Origin of the sequence: Nocardia carnea, from assembly GCF_029868325.1 — a bacterium.
Taxonomy (GTDB): domain Bacteria; phylum Actinomycetota; class Actinomycetes; order Mycobacteriales; family Mycobacteriaceae; genus Nocardia; species Nocardia carnea_C.
The window spans coordinates 1-14700 of the sequence record NZ_JARWNW010000096.1 but is presented as its reverse complement, the minus strand read 5'-3'; the positions used below and the strand labels follow the sequence as shown (position 1 = coordinate 14700).

The 14700-nt window shown below is 67.7% G+C and carries 16 protein-coding genes; 8 read left to right on the top strand and 8 right to left on the bottom strand.

What is annotated here, in order from left to right; all coding sequences use genetic code 11:
• Positions 1-29: 29 nt before the first annotated feature.
• Positions 30-2186: a glycosyltransferase family 39 protein gene (locus tag QH196_RS06105; RefSeq protein WP_280414762.1), complete on the bottom strand. Its 2157-nt coding sequence runs from the start codon at positions 2184-2186 to the stop codon at positions 30-32.
• Complete coding sequence (locus QH196_RS06100; RefSeq protein ID WP_280414761.1) at positions 2183-3436, bottom strand: bifunctional glycosyltransferase family 2/GtrA family protein; 1254 nt, start codon at positions 3434-3436, stop codon at positions 2183-2185. Before QH196_RS06100 ends, QH196_RS06105 begins: the two co-directional genes overlap by 4 nt.
• 94 nt (positions 3437-3530) lie before the next feature.
• Here QH196_RS06100 and QH196_RS06095 point away from each other — a divergent pair, with 94 nt between their 5' ends.
• Genes QH196_RS06095 through QH196_RS06085 form a run of 3 tightly spaced genes read left to right on the top strand, consistent with a single transcriptional unit; the run spans position 3531 to position 4934 of the window.
• Entirely contained in the window at positions 3531-3683 is a 153-nt protein-coding gene (locus QH196_RS06095; RefSeq protein ID WP_280414760.1) for a CopG family transcriptional regulator, read from the top strand.
• Between the two features lie 29 nt (positions 3684-3712).
• Positions 3713-4087 carry a VOC family protein gene (locus QH196_RS06090; protein ID WP_280414759.1) on the top strand — a complete coding sequence of 125 codons (375 nt, stop codon included), beginning with the start codon at positions 3713-3715 and terminating at the stop codon, positions 4085-4087.
• Entirely contained in the window at positions 4077-4934 is an 858-nt protein-coding gene (locus QH196_RS06085; protein WP_280414758.1) for a class I SAM-dependent methyltransferase, read from the top strand. Before QH196_RS06090 ends, QH196_RS06085 begins: the two co-directional genes overlap by 11 nt.
• A gap of 153 nt (positions 4935-5087) precedes the next feature.
• Here the strand turns inward: QH196_RS06085 and thiD are convergent, their stop codons facing one another.
• From thiD to QH196_RS06070, 3 genes are all read right to left on the bottom strand, one after another.
• Positions 5088-5927 carry a bifunctional hydroxymethylpyrimidine kinase/phosphomethylpyrimidine kinase gene (gene thiD, locus QH196_RS06080; RefSeq protein WP_280414757.1) on the bottom strand — a complete coding sequence of 280 codons (840 nt, stop codon included), beginning with the start codon at positions 5925-5927 and terminating at the stop codon, positions 5088-5090.
• Between the two features lie 120 nt (positions 5928-6047).
• On the bottom strand, positions 6048-6626 hold the full coding sequence (locus QH196_RS06075; protein ID WP_280414756.1) for a Uma2 family endonuclease: 579 nt from the start codon (positions 6624-6626) through the stop codon (positions 6048-6050).
• 118 nt (positions 6627-6744) lie between these two features.
• Positions 6745-7302 carry a TetR/AcrR family transcriptional regulator gene (locus QH196_RS06070; RefSeq protein WP_280414755.1) on the bottom strand — a complete coding sequence of 186 codons (558 nt, stop codon included), beginning with the start codon at positions 7300-7302 and terminating at the stop codon, positions 6745-6747.
• 31 nt (positions 7303-7333) lie between these two features.
• Between QH196_RS06070 and QH196_RS06065 the strand changes: the two genes are divergently transcribed.
• The 3 genes from QH196_RS06065 to QH196_RS06055 all read left to right on the top strand — a co-directional run bounded on the left by QH196_RS06065 (position 7334) and on the right by QH196_RS06055 (position 10358).
• A complete protein-coding gene (locus QH196_RS06065) occupies positions 7334-8590 on the top strand; it encodes a KasA/KasB family beta-ketoacyl-ACP synthase (protein ID WP_280414754.1) in 1257 nt (418 codons plus the stop codon).
• A 128-nt stretch (positions 8591-8718) separates the two neighbouring features.
• Positions 8719-9111, top strand: a complete 393-nt coding sequence (locus QH196_RS06060) for a YciI family protein (RefSeq protein WP_280414753.1) — start codon at positions 8719-8721, stop codon at positions 9109-9111.
• The gene (locus QH196_RS06055) at positions 9108-10358 is read left to right on the top strand and encodes an RNA polymerase sigma factor (RefSeq protein ID WP_280414752.1); all 1251 of its coding nucleotides are present in this window, start codon (positions 9108-9110) and stop codon (positions 10356-10358) included. The genes QH196_RS06060 and QH196_RS06055 overlap by 4 nt, the downstream gene beginning before the upstream one ends.
• A gap of 164 nt (positions 10359-10522) precedes the next feature.
• Here QH196_RS06055 and QH196_RS06050 read toward each other — a convergent pair whose 3' ends face one another.
• Positions 10523-10876 carry a nuclear transport factor 2 family protein gene (locus QH196_RS06050; protein ID WP_280414751.1) on the bottom strand — a complete coding sequence of 118 codons (354 nt, stop codon included), beginning with the start codon at positions 10874-10876 and terminating at the stop codon, positions 10523-10525.
• Positions 10877-10993: 117 nt separating this feature from the next.
• Here QH196_RS06050 and QH196_RS06045 point away from each other — a divergent pair, with 117 nt between their 5' ends.
• Positions 10994-11773 (top strand): helix-turn-helix domain-containing protein, encoded by a 780-nt coding sequence (locus QH196_RS06045; RefSeq protein WP_280414750.1) that lies wholly within the window; start codon positions 10994-10996, stop codon positions 11771-11773.
• A gap of 114 nt (positions 11774-11887) precedes the next feature.
• Entirely contained in the window at positions 11888-12511 is a 624-nt protein-coding gene (locus QH196_RS06040; RefSeq protein ID WP_280414749.1) for an NAD(P)-dependent oxidoreductase, read from the top strand.
• A gap of 48 nt (positions 12512-12559) precedes the next feature.
• Here the strand turns inward: QH196_RS06040 and QH196_RS06035 are convergent, their stop codons facing one another.
• Both QH196_RS06035 and QH196_RS06030 read right to left on the bottom strand, forming a co-directional pair.
• Positions 12560-13708 carry a GTP-binding protein gene (locus tag QH196_RS06035; RefSeq protein WP_280414748.1) on the bottom strand — a complete coding sequence of 383 codons (1149 nt, stop codon included), beginning with the start codon at positions 13706-13708 and terminating at the stop codon, positions 12560-12562.
• 19 nt (positions 13709-13727) lie between these two features.
• The gene (locus QH196_RS06030; protein ID WP_280414747.1) at positions 13728-14327 is read right to left on the bottom strand and encodes a hypothetical protein; all 600 of its coding nucleotides are present in this window, start codon (positions 14325-14327) and stop codon (positions 13728-13730) included.
• Between the last annotated feature and the right edge of the window lie 373 nt (positions 14328-14700).

Here is a 14700-nt window from a genome sequence, read left to right as displayed (position 1 = left end):
CGAATCTGCCCGGGGCCGCTTGTCTGTGCCTACTTCGGTGCGGTCAGGTCGTAGACGGTTACGCCGTCGACCTCCTGCGCGGTGAAATGCTCCTGCACCCATCGCGTGATATCCGCACCCGTCCCGGTTCGGCCGCCGGGACCGCCGCCGCTACCGCCGAGGAAGTAGTGGACCTGCCCGGATTCGACGTACTGCCGGAACTGTTCCAGGGTGGGTGAAGGGTCGCTGCCGTTGAATCCGCCGATCGGCATGACCGGCTCTTCGGTGGCCAGCTGGTATCCGGCCGCACCGTTGGCGGATACGGTGGCCGCGGCCCAGGTGTAGGCGTCGGCATTGTCCGTCAGCAAGGTGATCAGGGCGTCGCCGGGTTCGCTCGCACCCATCACGCCGCCGCCGGGGCCACCGCCCATCCCGCCGGGCCGGCCCATTCCGCCGTCCGCGCCGCCGTTGCGTGAGGTCCCGTCGCCCGCGGGCGCGCCGTTGCCGGGGGCCGCGCCGGGAATCCCACCGGGTCCGCCGGCAGCGCCGTCGCCGGTGCCACCCGCAGTCCCGGAATCCCCGGCCCCGGTGCCGTGGGTTCCGCCGGGCATAGTGGGCATGCCGGTTCCGTCCGGCGCACCGGGTGTTCCGCCGGGCGTACGCGGTACTCCACCCGGCCCGTTACCGCCGTTCGGCATACCCGGCGGCCGCATACCCCCGAACATCCCGGTGCTCGGGCCGGCGGTCGGGATCGGGCCGCTGTGAGCGGAATTCAGTGTGTCGACGGTATAGGCGATCGGGCCGCCCAACCCCACCGCCGCGGCGAGCAGGGCTGCCGCCACAGCGGCGCGCCGGGGGAGCGGTAGCAGGAGCGCGAGGGTCGCGATGATGCCGCCCACCAGGATCGTCCACCGCAGCCACGGCAGGAAATCCGCACTGCGCGACAGCAGCAGCCACGCGGTGGCAGCGGTCGACCCGACCGCGGCGGCCGCCGCCGTACGCACCCACCAGCGCGACCGGTTGCGCCAGAACAACACCGCACCGATACCCACCAGCGCAGCGATCGCGGGCGCCAGTGCCACCGTGTAGTACTGGTGGAAAATTCCCGCCATGAAGCTGAACACCAGTCCGGTGATCAGCAGCCACCCGCCCCACAGCAGCACCTGCGCCCGTGCGCCGTCGGTACGTGCCGCCCGGCCGCGCAGCAGCAGACCCGCGACCAGCGCGATCAGTGCCGCGGGGAGCAGCCAGGCGATCTGCCCGCCCTGGGCGTGATCGAACATCCGGGTTATCCCGGTCTGCCCCCACATTCCGTTTCCACCCGGCGGTAACTCGCCGCCCGGCCCCACGCTGCCGGTCTCGTTGCCGTTCAGCCGGCCCAGCCCGTTGTAACCGAGAGTGAGCTCGATAATCGAGTTGTTCTGCGAGCCACCGATATACGGACGGGAATCGGACGGCCACAGTTCCACCGTCAGCAGCCACCACCCGGCCGCGACTACCATGGCCGCGCCCGCGGCGAACAACTGCGCGATCCGCTTACCGAGTTTCGGCGGACCCGCGAACAGGTACACCAGCGCGAGCACGGGCACCACCAGCATGACCTGCAACTGTTTCGCCAGGAAACCGAAACCGATACAGGTGCCGGTGAGCACCAGCCAGCGCCAGCGGCCGTCCTCGAGTGCGCGCGTCATCGCCCACACCGCGGCGACCATCAGAAATACGAGCAGGGCATCGGGATTGTTGAACCGGAACATGAGGGCGAACACCGGTGTCACCGCAACGACGAGACCGGCGATCAGCCCCGCGGCGGGACCGAACGAACGCCGGACGGTCGCCCAGAGCAGCGCCACGGTCGCCAAACCCAGTAGGACCTGCGGGATCAGCATGCTCCAGCTGTTCAACCCGAACAGCCGGACCGACAGTTCCATCACCCACAGCGAGGCAGGGGGTTTGTCCACGGTGATGGAATTCGCGGCATCTGAGGAGCCGAAGAAGAACGCCTTCCACGACACCGAACCGGCCTGGACAGCCGCCGAGTAGAAGGAGTTCGCCCAACCGTTCGCGCTCAGGTTGTACAGGTAGGAGAGTCCGGTGGCGAGCAGCAGCACAGCCAGTGCCGGATACTCCCAGCGGGCGGCGCGGGAGCGCCCGGTTTTTCGGGCGGGGACAGGTTCTGTTGTCGAAGGGGGCACGACGGTGAGAGTCATCGGCCGACCTCCACGGTGCGCTGTGCGGGCCGGGTGGTGTCGCGGAACACCCAGCGCAGTCCGACGAAACGCATGAGTGTCGCGATCAGGTTCGCCGCGACCAGCACGAACAGTTCCAGCTGGACCGGTGCCGCGGGCGCCCAGTGATGCAGCGAGAACAGCGATCCGCTGGTCACCAACAGCCCGAACCCGAATATCAGCAGGCCCTGGAACTGATGCGACGCCATCCCGCGTTGCCCGCGCACACCGAAGGTGAACGCGCGGTTGACGGCCGTATTGGCAACCGCCGTCACGAACAGCGCCGCGAAATTCGCGACCTGCGCGCCGGTCACCGGTTGTATCAGCAGATAGAGCAGTACGTACGCGAGCGTCGAACCGGCGCCGACCAGCGCGAACCGGATCAACTGACCGACCATGCCCAACGGCACCCCCGGGACCAGCGGCTCCCGGCCCACCGCCCGGCGCAGCTCGGCCAGCGGTAGTGACCCGGTGGTCAATGCCCGGCCCATCCGCCAGATCCCCCGCAGGTCCTTGCGGGCGGTATCGACGATATCCACTCGGCTGTCGGGGTCATCGATCCAATCCACCGGGATCTCGTGGATCCGTAGCCCGGCGCGTTCGGCCAGTACCAGCAGTTCGGTGTCGAAGAACCATTCACCGTCCTCGACCAGCGGCAACAGTGTGCGCGCCACCTCGGTGCGCATTGCTTTGAACCCGCATTGGGCATCGGAGAAACGGGCCCGCAGCGAAGCCTTCAACAGCAGGTTGTAGCAGCGGGAGATGAATTCGCGTTTGGGTCCGCGCACCACCCGCGAGCCGGCGCTCAGCCGGGTGCCGATCGCCAGATCGGAATGGCCCGAGACGAGCGGGGCGACCAGCGGGAGCAGGGCATCGAGATCGGTCGACAGATCGACATCCATATAGGCGACGACCTGCGCGTCCGACTCCTGCCACACGGTTCGCAACGCCCGGCCGCGGCCCTTCGCTTCGAGATGCACCACGCGGACATCGCCGAGTTCGGCGGCGAGCAGTTCTGCCACCGCGAGCGTGGCATCGGTGCTGGCGTTATCGGCGACGGTGATCCGGGCCGGGAACGGGAATCCGCTACCCAGGTATTCGTGCAGGCGGCGTACGCAGACGCCGAGGTCGGTCTCTTCGTTGTACACGGGGACGACCACATCCAGCACTGGGGGCGATGATGGGCCGTCGACTTGGTCCGCCGGTCCGGCGACGGTCACGGTCTCGGTCATATCGACCAGATTCGACCGGCGAGCTGGGCCCGGGCTCCAGCCGACCTGGGAGGTTCCTGTGTGCGCGATGCGGCTAGGATGCTAGCATCCTAGAGTGGGCGATGAAGACGTCAAACAGTTCAACGTGTACCTGCCGGTCGGATTGATCAAGCAGGTCAAATACCGCGCCATCGAATCCGAGCAGTCCCTGTCCGCATTGGTGGCCGACGCGCTACGCGCCTACCTCGAGACCGAAGAAGAGCAATGACGACCGGGACCCCAGAAGGGAATAGAGATATGTCGACCGAAGGTATCGAGGCCGTATTCCTGGAGACACACAACTGGGGCCGAGCGGCCAAATTCTTTCAGGCATTGGGTTACACCCTGGAATTCGAAACAGACCATGCGTCCGGGCAATTCCGGAGCAGCACCGGGCCCTATGTGTTCATCGCCGAGGTGCCCGCAGACAAACAGCCCCGGACGCAGCTCGTGCTGAAGGTGCCCGACGCCGATGCGCTCCGGCTCGACCCTGCCGTCGAGGTGGTCACACCGTTCGAGAACACCCACTTCGGTACACGCGAGATGACCGTACGCGACCCCGACGGACGACTCTGGAGCCTGCAGGCTCCGCGCGGCGAAGCGCACGAGGAGGGAGAGCATCATGCCGGCTGATGCGGCCGAGGCCCCGGAGATCACCGCGGAACGCGTCGCCCTCTGGCGGGCGATGCATCTGCAAGTCGATCCGCCGCCGCATGTGCTCGCCGACGAGATCGGCCTGCAACTACTCGCACCCCATGACGGATGGCGTTCCCGTCCCGATATGGACCCACAGGCCACCAGTACCTTCCGGGCAGCCATTGTCGCCCGGGCGCGATTCATCGAGGATCTCGTTGCCGGGCAAGTCGACCAGGGCGTTGCGCAGTACGTCATCCTGGGTGCCGGCCTGGACACTTTTGCCCAGCGCAGACCCGAGCTGATCGCCCGCCTCCAGGTGTTCGAGGTGGATCAGCCCGGCCCGCAAGCCTGGAAGCGCCGCCGGCTACTCGAACTCGGCTATGGGATTCCCGACGGGCTGCATCTGGTGCCGGTCGATTTCGAGGCGAGTGAGAACTGGTGGGACCAACTTCGCGCCGCGGGTTTCGACCCCCATCGGCCCGCGGTCGTCGTCTCCACCGGCGTTTCGCACTACCTCACCGAGGCCGCGACTACGGCGACGTTGCGTCAGATCGCGGGGCTGGCGCCCGGATCGACATTCGCGATGACCTTCCTCCTGCCCTCCGAGCTCCTCGACGATGCGGACCGTCCCGGGCTGCGGACCAGCGAAGAAGGCGCCAAGAGCTCCGGAACGCCGTTCATCAGCTTCTACACCCCCGCCGAAATGACGGCACTCGCTCGCGCAGCCGGGCTCACCGAAACCCGCCACGTCGCGGGCGCTTCACTTGCCGACCGTTATTTCTCCGGCCGGACCGACGGCCTGCGCCCGTCCAGCGGTGAGGATCTCCTCCTGGCCACCCTCTGACCGGTTCGCCTCCGGCCACGGTTCAGTTGTCGGAGGTGCCGATGCATCGGCGGTTCGGCCACGGACCAACCGGAACTTCGTTGTTCGCGCCACTCCGTTGTGGTGTTGTTCCGTAACGCCCTCAGTATGCGCGCGGGCACCGACAGGTTCAGGTCAGTGCAGCCGCCATAGCGGGGATACCGGGCCGTGCCCTTTGCCCAGGTCGTAGGCGGCGTCGAGGCAGCGGCGGGTCCATTCCTTCGCGAATTCGAACGCGTCGGGTACCGAGTAGCCGTTGGCCAGTGCGCAGGCCAGTGCGGCGGCCAGGGTATCGCCGCCGCCATGGTCGTTACCGGTGGCGATGCGGGGCGCCCGGAATTCGAGGAAACGTTCGCCGTCGAACAGCAGGTCCGTGCTGTCGGCGGAGGTGCGCAGATGTCCGCCCTTCACCACCACCCATTGCGGGCCCAGCGCGTGCAAGGCCTCTGCCGCCGTTCGTGCCGAGGCCGTATCGGTGACCCGCACCCCCGTCAGCAGCCGGATCTCGTCGAGGTTCGGCGTCACGATCGTGGCCAGGGGGAACAGTGTGTAACGCACCGCGTCCAAGGCCTCGGTGTGCAGCAGCGGGTCGCCGTGCATGGACGCCGCAACGGGGTCCACCACCAGCGGCGCCGAGCCGTCGCGCCCGATCCCGACCTCCCGGCAGACCGCGGCCACCGCCTCGATGATGGCGCTGGAGGCGAGCATTCCCGTCTTCGCGGCACCGATCCCGATATCGCCGGCCACCGACCGCACCTGATCGGCCACCACCTGCGGCGGGACCTCATGGAACCCGCTGACCCCCACTGAATTCTGCACGGTCACCGCGGCAATCGCCACCAGCGCATGCACGCCGCACAGCGCCATGGTGCGGGTATCGGCCTGGATTCCGGCGCCGCCACCCGAATCGGTCCCGGCGATGGTGAGCACCCGCACCGGGGTCTGTCCCGGCGGGGTCAACGGCAACAAATTCACGCAGTTACCCTACGTGGGCCCGGTCGCGGCAGGGGTCGGTGCCGACGGTCCACCCGAACCGGTAAGCGGAAACGAGCAGATCGCAGTGCCGTCGGACGCCGGCCTGGTGCCGGGGACCTGTCAGACCCAGGCCTTGATCGGTTCGGTGTCGAGGGTGAGTCCGACCGGGTCGGGCAGCTCGACGCTGTCACCGATCGACACCGTCACACGCCGCTGGTAGCGATCATTCACCGGCTGGCTGAACACGGTGATCTCGGCACGCTCCCGGTCTACCAGAAGGTAGACGGGGATACCGGTGGCCGCGTAGGCGGTGGGCTTCTCACGGCGATCCCGGTGCTCGGTGTCACGGTCGTGGGAAGTCACCTCCACCGTCATCAGGACCGGAGCCGGGTCCGCCCATTCGCCCTGCCCGACGAATGCGTCGGCATCGGCGAGGACACCGTCCGGCCGGGCCCTGCCTTTGCGGTATGCCTCGACCTGCAAGCCTTGCTCGATGCTGAGGAACAGTTCGGGCCTGACCAGGATGAACATGCGGACCAGCCACTGCAGGATCCGCCCGTGGTCGCCGTCCGCCAACGCCTTCGCCCCCAGCCGCCCGTCGATGAACTCCAGCCGAATCCCCTCTGACACTCGACCGGCCAACCGGGCGAGTTCCTCGAACTCCTCGGTAGTCATGATTTCCTCATGAACGGCGGTCATGCGATAACGATACCCGCCTGCTGGTTGCTACTCATCCGAACAAACCAACGGCGACCGGGCGGCGCGCCCGGCCCCGCGGATGGCGCGAAGGTCGTCGGAGTGCCGTGCGACCGGGCCCTCAGCGGATGGTCTGGTCGATGAGGCGGCGGGCCGCTCGGTCGGTGCGTTCGGTATCGCCGGTGATGAGGCGGTCCTGGAGGATTCCGCGCAGGCCGGAGATCAGCAGGGTGGCGACGACTTCGGGGTCTTCCGGCGAAACGAGTTCGCGCAGCCGGTCGGTCAGGGCGGAGGTGAAGGTGGCGATGGCCTCGTCGGCGTAGCGGGCGTACGGGGCCGAGGGGGCGCAGGCCGCGCCGAGGACCTGCAGCATGACGGTGTTGCTGACGGCTTCGGGGCCGGTGGCGTTGGAGCGATAGAAGTTCCACAGGCGTTCGCGGAGCCCGGTGGCGTCGTGGATATCGGCGAATACGGCGTTGAGGTCGGGGCGGTGTGTGGACAGGGCCTGCACCAGCAGTTCTTCTTTGGTGCCGAAGTAGTAGATCAGCATGCGGGAGCTGGTGCCGAGTGCGGCGGCCAGGGGGCGGAGGGAGAGGTCCGCGAGGCCGTGTTCGGCGATATAGCGGACCACGGCGTCGAGGAGTTCGGCGCGTTTGGCGTGGTCGAGGGGGCGGGCCATGGGTTGACTGTAGCGAACGCTACAGGTATTGATGAACCCCGTGAATGTACCGATCGCTTCAGGAACTCGGCCGGATTCCGACCACGTGGTTGTCACCGCCTATGCGGGAGCCACCTCGCTGGCCGACGATATGGACGACACCTGGGCCGCGCTGCTCCGCGGCGAAACCGGTATCACCACCCTCGACGACGATTTCGTCGCCGAATACGACCTGCCGGTACGTATCGGGGGCAAGCTGAAATCGCATCCCGGCGCCGAGCTCACCCGGGTCGAACAGCGGCGGCACTCGTATGTCGAGCAGCTCGCCTTGGTGCTGGGCCGGCGGGTCTGGGGCGCGGCGGGCCGCCCTGAGGTGGAGGGTGAGCGGTTGGCGGTCTGTATCGGTACCGGACTCGGCGGCGGCGACGCGCTCATCGACGCGGTGGACGCCATGCGGGCGGGCGGGTATCGCAAGGTTTCACCGATGTCGGTACCGATGGTCATGCCGAACGGTCCCGCCGCGACAGTAAGTCTCGAAATCGGCGCGAAAGCCGGGGTTTTCGCACCGGTCTCCGCATGTTCCTCGGGAACCGAGGCGATCGCTCATGCATGGCGGCTGATCGTCACCGGGGAGGCCGATGTCGTTGTCGCGGGCGGTGTGGAAGGCCATATCCACGCCGTGCCGATCGCGAGTTTCGCCATGATGCGCGCGATGAGCACCCGTAACGACGAACCGGAGCGCGCCTCCCGCCCGTTCGACCGGGACCGCGACGGTTTCGTGTTCGGTGAGGCCGGCGCCCTGATGGTCCTCGAATCGGAGCGGCACGCCCGCGCCCGCGGCGCCCGTATCCACGCCCGGATTCTCGGGGCGGGTATCACCTCCGACGCCTACCACATCGTTGCCTCCGACCCGGCCGGCGTGGGCGCGGCCCGGGCCATGCGTAAAGCGATCGCGACAGCGGGATTGCGGCCCGCCGATATCCGGCATGTGAACGCCCACGCCACCTCGACCTCGATCGGCGACGCGTCCGAGGCCGCGGCGATTGCCGCGGTGACACCGGAAGCCTCGGTCTATGCGCCCAAATCGGCGCTGGGTCATTCCATCGGTGCGGTCGGTGCGCTGGAAACGATCCTGACCGCGCTCACGTTGCGCGAACAGGTCGTCCCGCCCACGCTCAACCTCGACAATTCCGACGCCGACCTCGATATCGTGCACGGCTGCGCGCGCCCGCAGGCTTGCGAGTACGCACTGACGAACTCCTTCGGATTCGGCGGGCACAACGTCACCCTCGCCCTCGGCCGGGCCTGATACGGCGTTGCCGGGCGAGTAGGTCGACATCGGGGCCGGATCGATGTCGACTACGTGGGCACGGCTCCGACGTTCCCGGTGAGGATGGATCGGACGGGTCCATCCGCCACCGAGCGAGGAGCAAGGTCGTGAAATACGTGATTCTGATCCATTCGAACCCGCAGCCGTGGGGCCACCCGACCGGTGACTACCTGGCCGAATTCCAGGCGCTTCCGCAGGCCGAGCAGGACCGTATCAGCGGTGATTTCGAACGTTTGCTCACCGAGATGCAGGAGAAGGGGGAGTTGCTGGGCGGTGAGGCGCTGGGATCGCCGGATGCCGCGCAGTTGTACCGGTGGGAAGCGGGCCGGCCGGTGGCCGGTGACGGCCCCTACTCCGAGGCCAAGGAGCATCTGGCCGGGTTCTTTCTCATCGATGTGGAGGATCACGCGCGGGCCGAGGAGATCGCGGCGGTATTCGCGGGACCCGGTGAGACCGTGGAACTGCGTCCCACGATGTGGCCGGGAGGCGACGACAGATGACCGCCGACACCCTGGCGGTGGCCGAGGTGTGGCGCCAGGAGGCGCCGCATATCCTCACCGCGCTGCTGCGCCGCCACGGCGACCTCGGTGAATGCGAGGACGCCGCGCAGGAGGCGGCCGAGGCGGCCACGGTGCAGTGGGCCCGGGACGGGGTACCGGACAATCCGCGGGGCTGGCTGATCCGGGTGGCATCGCGGCGTCTCATCGACCGGCTACGCGCCGAGCATGCGCGGGCCGGGCGCGAAGTGGCAGCAGCCGTGGTGCAGCCGGCCGATACCGGTTTCGGGCCCGCCGCCGAGCTCCCCGGCTCCGAGTCCGCCGACGATACGCTGCGGCTTTTCCTGCTGTGCTGCCATCCGAGCCTCACCCGGTCGTCACAGGTGGCGCTGACGCTGCACGCGGTGGCCGGGATACCGGCCGATCGGATCGCGGCCGCCTATCTGGTCCCCGAACGCACGATGGCGCAGCGACTCACCCGGGCGCGAGCGATATTGCGCCGAGCGGGTGCCCGGTTCGAACTACCCGGTCCGGCGGATCTGCCGGACCGGGTCGCTGCGGTGCTCGACACCTGCCATGTCATGTTCACGGCCGGACACACCCTCAGCGCCGGTGCGTCCGTGCATGATCCGGGCCTGGCGGCGGAGGCGATCCGGCTGACCCGGATTCTGCACCTGGCGGTCCCCGACCACGACGAGGTCGCCGGTGCCTTGGCGCTCATGCTGCTCACCCACGCCCGCGCCGCCGCACGAACCGATACGCGCGGTGAACTGGTGCCGCTGTCGGAGCAGGATCGTGGCCGGTGGGACGGCAACGCGATCGCGGAGGGGGTCGGCATACTCGAACGGGTGCTGCCCCGCGGGCATATCGGTCGCTACCAGCTCGAGGCTGCGATCGCTGCCGTCCATGCCGAAGCTCGCACCTGGAAGAGCACCGACTGGCGGCAGATCGTCGTGCTCTACGCCATGCTCGACCGCGTGGCGCCGAGCCCTGCGGTAACCCTCAACCGGGCAGTCGCGGTCGCGATGGTGGCGGGCCCGGAAGCCGGGCTGCGGCTGACCGAGCCGCTGCTCGACGAACCTGCCATGCGACGCCATCATCGCACCTACGCGGTCCGTGGTCACCTCTTCGAAATGGCCGGCGACCCGGAGGCGGCACGGGTGAGTTATCGCCGTGCCGCCGCGCTCACGGCAAGCCTGCCGGAACAGCGTTATCTCAACGCCCGCCTGCGCCGCCTCGATCTGCCCTGAGTTCGTCCTGTTCGAGCCCGGGGCCGGGACAGGACTACGAGCGCCGGGCTGTGCCGGGCGGCGGAACGGCCGCAGGAGCCGGTCGGCAGCACCTGGAGCGAAGGTCGTCCGAATGCCGTGTCCGCGGACCCGGCACCCGTTGTCCCGGCGGCCGTCCCGGTATCTCAGCCCGGAACCTTGTCCAGAAAACCGAGGACTGTGTCGATACGGCCCTGTTCGTCGGTGACCAGGACATCGAAGCCGATGATCACCGGTTCCGCACCGGCCGGTCCCAGGCCCCACTGGAAGCGGACCTGGCGGTGGTGATTGTCCGGTTCGCCGACCTGGGTGAAGACGAAACCCGGGAACTGTTCGTGCACGGCGCCGATGGTGGTGGCGATGGCATCGCGGCCGGCCGCGTCGGCGAGCGGATCGGTGTAGGTGGCCTCCGGTGCCCAGTGTTCGCTGAGCAGTGCGGTGCGGGCCTGCGGGTCGGTGCTGTTCCAGGTCTGCAGGTAGGTGCGGACGATGTCGTTCATCGGGTGATCCTTCCGGGGTGGGGTGATGTTGTGCTCACAGCATCGCCACGAAACCGCGTGCTGACGATTACCTCGGAGGTAATGGGATCGGCTACCGGAACGGCTAGCCTTTGAGGTGTGGCGACAGTGGACACCGAACCTCAGGTAGGCGGGCTGATCCGCGCGTGGCGGGAGCGGCGGCGGCTGAGCCAGTTACAGCTGGCCGCGCAGGCGGAGGTTTCCACGCGGCATCTGAGTTTCGTGGAGACCGGCCGGTCGCGACCCACCCGCGAGATGATCGAGCGGCTTGCGGCGCATCTGGACGTACCGCTGCGGGAACGCAATGAACTGCTGCTCTCGGCCGGTTATGCGCCGCGCTACGGCCAGCGTGATCCGGACGCACCGGAACTGCGTGCGGTGATGGATGCCTTCCGCACTTTGCTCGACGCGCACCTGCCGCATCCGGCGTTGGTATTGGACCGCTGCTGGGACGTGGTCGATCGCAATACCGCCACCGACGTGCTGCTCGAGGGATGCGCCCCGGAACTGCTCGAACCGCCGGTCAACGCGATCCGGATCTCCCTGCACCCGGACGGTCTGGCGCCGCGGATCCGCAACCTGGGCCAGTGGCGGGGGCATCTGCTGAGTCAGATCCGGTCCCGGCTGGCATCCACCGGCGATCCGCGTCTGCGGTCACTGCTGGAAGAGGTGTCGGCCTACCCGTGCCGGGATACCGGGACTGCGGCACGGGCGGATGTGGTGGTGCCGCTGCGGTTGAGCATGGGGGATACGGAGTTCTCCTTTTTCAGTGTCACCACATCGGCGATGTCGGCCACCGATGTGACGATCGACGAGTTGCATATCGAGGCGTTCTACCCGGCGGACGAGCCTACGGCGCGGGCCTTCCGCGCGCCGTAGGACCGATGTAGACGCTCGCTTATGTAGGAGAGCGTTCGAGCGATGTTCCGTCTCGCTGTTGTCGGATGTACTGGATTCAGTCATCAGCCAACAGTTTTCGACCAGGAGCGGAAAATGCGAATCGCGATCTTCGGAGCCACCGGCACTCTCGGACGGCATATCGTCGACCAGGCGCTCGAACGCGGGTACGAGGTCACCGCGCTCACCCGGAACGCCGCCCGGATCAGCCGGGTACACGAACGGCTGCACATCGTGGAAGGCGATGTGCTCGACCCCGGTGCGGTCGAACGAGCCGTCACCGGCCAGGACGCGGTCGTGGTGGCGCTCGGTAACGGCCGTAAGGGCGTGGTGCGGGCCGAGGGCACCCGGACGGTGATCGAGGCGATGAACCGGGCCGGGGTGAAACGGCTCATCTGCCAGTCCACCCTCGGCGCGGGCGACAGCCGCGGAAACCTGAACTTCGTGTGGAAATACATCATGTTCGGCCTGCTGCTGCGCCCCGCGTACGCCGACCATCAGCAGCAGGAGAGCTACGTGCGGGCCAGTGACCTGGATTGGACCATTGTGCGCCCCAGCGCCTTCACCGACGGCCCCCGCACCGGTACCTACCGCCACGGATTCGGCCCGGACGTAACCGGTCTCGATCTGAAGATCGCACGGGCCGATATCGCGGACTTCTTGCTGGACCAGGTCACCGACCGCACCTATGTGCACCGGGCTCCGGGGCTGTCCAACTGAACTCGGCCGGAGTTCACCGCAGCCGGGCAGTACGACTTGTACGGGGTTTCAGGAGTGTTCGTGGACGGTGTCCCACGCGGGGAGCGGGTCGGGATAAGTGGTCCAAACCCCCGGCCCGGCCGCGTATTCGGTGTCGGTGAGAAGCGCACCGTCCAGCCTGTCCCGCAGGGCGGCGCGATCGAGCCGCACGCCGATGAAAACGATTTCCTGACCTGCCGGGATCTCCAGCGACGACCACCAGGCGGCGGGTTCGAAGGTGAGGTTCGGGCCCGCCTGCGACCAGATGGCGGCAAGTCCGGGACGGCTGGCTATCCAGCAGAAACCCTTGCTGCGCAACAGCCGGCGCACCTGGGTCAGCGCGTCGGCCAGGCGCTGCGGGTGGAACGGCCGGTCGGCCCGGTAGGTCATACTGCTGATTCCGTATTCCTCGGTTTCCGGTATATGCCCGCCTGTCAGCTCGTCCGCCCAGCCCTCGGTGTTCGCCGCGGTCACCGGGTCGTAGCGGCCGGTGCCGAGTACCTCGCTCAGGTCCACGATGCCGTTGCTGGTGCGGATCAGTTCGGCCCGCGGGTTCATCCGCCGCACGGCCGCTTCCACGGCGCCCACAATCTGCGGGCTCACCAGGTCGGTCTTGTTGATCAACAGCACATCGGCGAATTCCACCTGGTCGGCGAGTAGATCGGCGATACCGCGTTCGTCGCCCTCGCCGGCTTCCAGGTTGCGGGCAGCCAGGGTTTCGCCGCGGGTGATCTCGGTGAGGAAGGTGGAGGCGTCCACCACGGTCACCATGGTGTCGAGGCGGGCGAGTTCGCCGAGGGAGAAGCCGTCCTCGAATTCCCATTCGAAGGTCGCCGCCACCGACATCGGCTCGGAGATACCGGTGGATTCGATCACCAGCTGGTCGAAGCGGCCCTCGCGGGCCAGTTTTCCCACCGCCTCGATCAGATCCTCACGCAGGGTGCAGCAGATACAGCCGTTGGTGAGTTCGACCAGCTTCTCCTGGGTCCGGTCCAGATGTCCTTGGCCGGCGACGAGGGCCGCGTCGATGTTGACCTCGCTCATATCGTTGACGATGACCGCGACCCGGCGTCCTTCGCGGTTGGCGAGTATGTGGTTCAGCAGGGTGGTCTTACCGGCGCCGAGGAATCCGGACAGCACGGTCACCGGCAGCGGGCGGAGAAGCGCAGAACGAGTCACAAGCAAATGATAACCATTTTCATTTAGGTGGCGTGGTTCGGCTCCGGACCATGCGCTGCCGGAGCACGATGATCAGGCAGAGTCCGACCCCCAACGTGGTCGCGTAGACCGGGAACGCCCATACTGCGGGTTCCCACACGGTGATCGTGAGCAAGGTGATGATCCCGTTCACCGCCACGAGCCCGAAGACGAGCGGATTCTCGGTACCGGGCGCCGACCAGGCCTTACGGAAGGTCGGGATCGCCGCGGCCAGATCGCCGAGCACGGCGAAGATCACCGCCGTCTGCGGGTCATCCCACGCGAGCCAGATGGCCAGCGCCATCACCGAGGCGGCACCGCAGAGCAGATCGGCGAACGACAACCGCCAATAGCTCGACCTGTTCGCGAACGACGCGAGGAACACAATTGCCGGGCCGGCGCCCATCGAGAAGGTGAGGACCGCGGGCAGGCCGACACCGTCGTCGAGCTGGGCGCCGAATCCGGTCAGCGACGCGGCGGCCCACAGGAACCACGACAGCCTGTTCGGTTTCACCTCGCCACGCACGGTGAGCAGGGCGTAACTGAGCGTTCCCACCATGCTGAGGGCAGCGCCGAGGAAGACAAACCTTGGATCGATCACCGGTCCACGAGAACACCGGGATCACGGCCCGGCAAGCAAAGCGCCCGGACCGCGGAGTCAGGGGGCGGCGCCCCCCCCCCCCCCCCCCCGGCGCGGCGCGCCCGGTCTCACCTACGCACCGCCGCGGGTCGCGATACCGCAGGCGCATGCGGAACAGGTGTGTGCCGCGGTGAACGCGCTCGCACCCGGTCGTTGCGCCGGGGCGGCGCACGGCATGGGGGGTCGGGCTGTGGGGCGGCTGGTACAAACTCAACCCACCCGACGGGACCTCCATCGACGACCCCATAATTTTTCCCCGCCTGCCTGTTTGAACACGGTCGGGTGAATCTGTTCAGTGGTCGGTGCCGGCGCACCGGCCTGCGTAGGCGCGGCG

What these genes read in the sequence shown, in the direction of transcription:
- QH196_RS06100 (WP_280414761.1), bottom strand. Translation starts at nt 3,436, where the DNA reads ATGACCGAGACCGTGACCGTCGCCGGACCGGCGGACCAAGTCGACGGC.
- QH196_RS06065 (WP_280414754.1), top strand. Translation starts at nt 7,334, where the DNA reads ATGAACCCCGTGAATGTACCGATCGCTTCAGGAACTCGGCCGGATTCC.
- QH196_RS06040 (WP_280414749.1), top strand. Translation starts at nt 11,888, where the DNA reads ATGCGAATCGCGATCTTCGGAGCCACCGGCACTCTCGGACGGCATATC.
- QH196_RS06055 (WP_280414752.1), top strand. Translation starts at nt 9,108, where the DNA reads ATGACCGCCGACACCCTGGCGGTGGCCGAGGTGTGGCGCCAGGAGGCG.
- QH196_RS06075 (WP_280414756.1), bottom strand. Translation starts at nt 6,626, where the DNA reads ATGACCGCCGTTCATGAGGAAATCATGACTACCGAGGAGTTCGAGGAA.
- QH196_RS06090 (WP_280414759.1), top strand. Translation starts at nt 3,713, where the DNA reads ATGTCGACCGAAGGTATCGAGGCCGTATTCCTGGAGACACACAACTGG.
- QH196_RS06070 (WP_280414755.1), bottom strand. Translation starts at nt 7,302, where the DNA reads ATGGCCCGCCCCCTCGACCACGCCAAACGCGCCGAACTCCTCGACGCC.
- QH196_RS06105 (WP_280414762.1), bottom strand. Translation starts at nt 2,186, where the DNA reads ATGACTCTCACCGTCGTGCCCCCTTCGACAACAGAACCTGTCCCCGCC.
- QH196_RS06085 (WP_280414758.1), top strand. Translation starts at nt 4,077, where the DNA reads ATGCCGGCTGATGCGGCCGAGGCCCCGGAGATCACCGCGGAACGCGTC.
- QH196_RS06050 (WP_280414751.1), bottom strand. Translation starts at nt 10,876, where the DNA reads ATGAACGACATCGTCCGCACCTACCTGCAGACCTGGAACAGCACCGAC.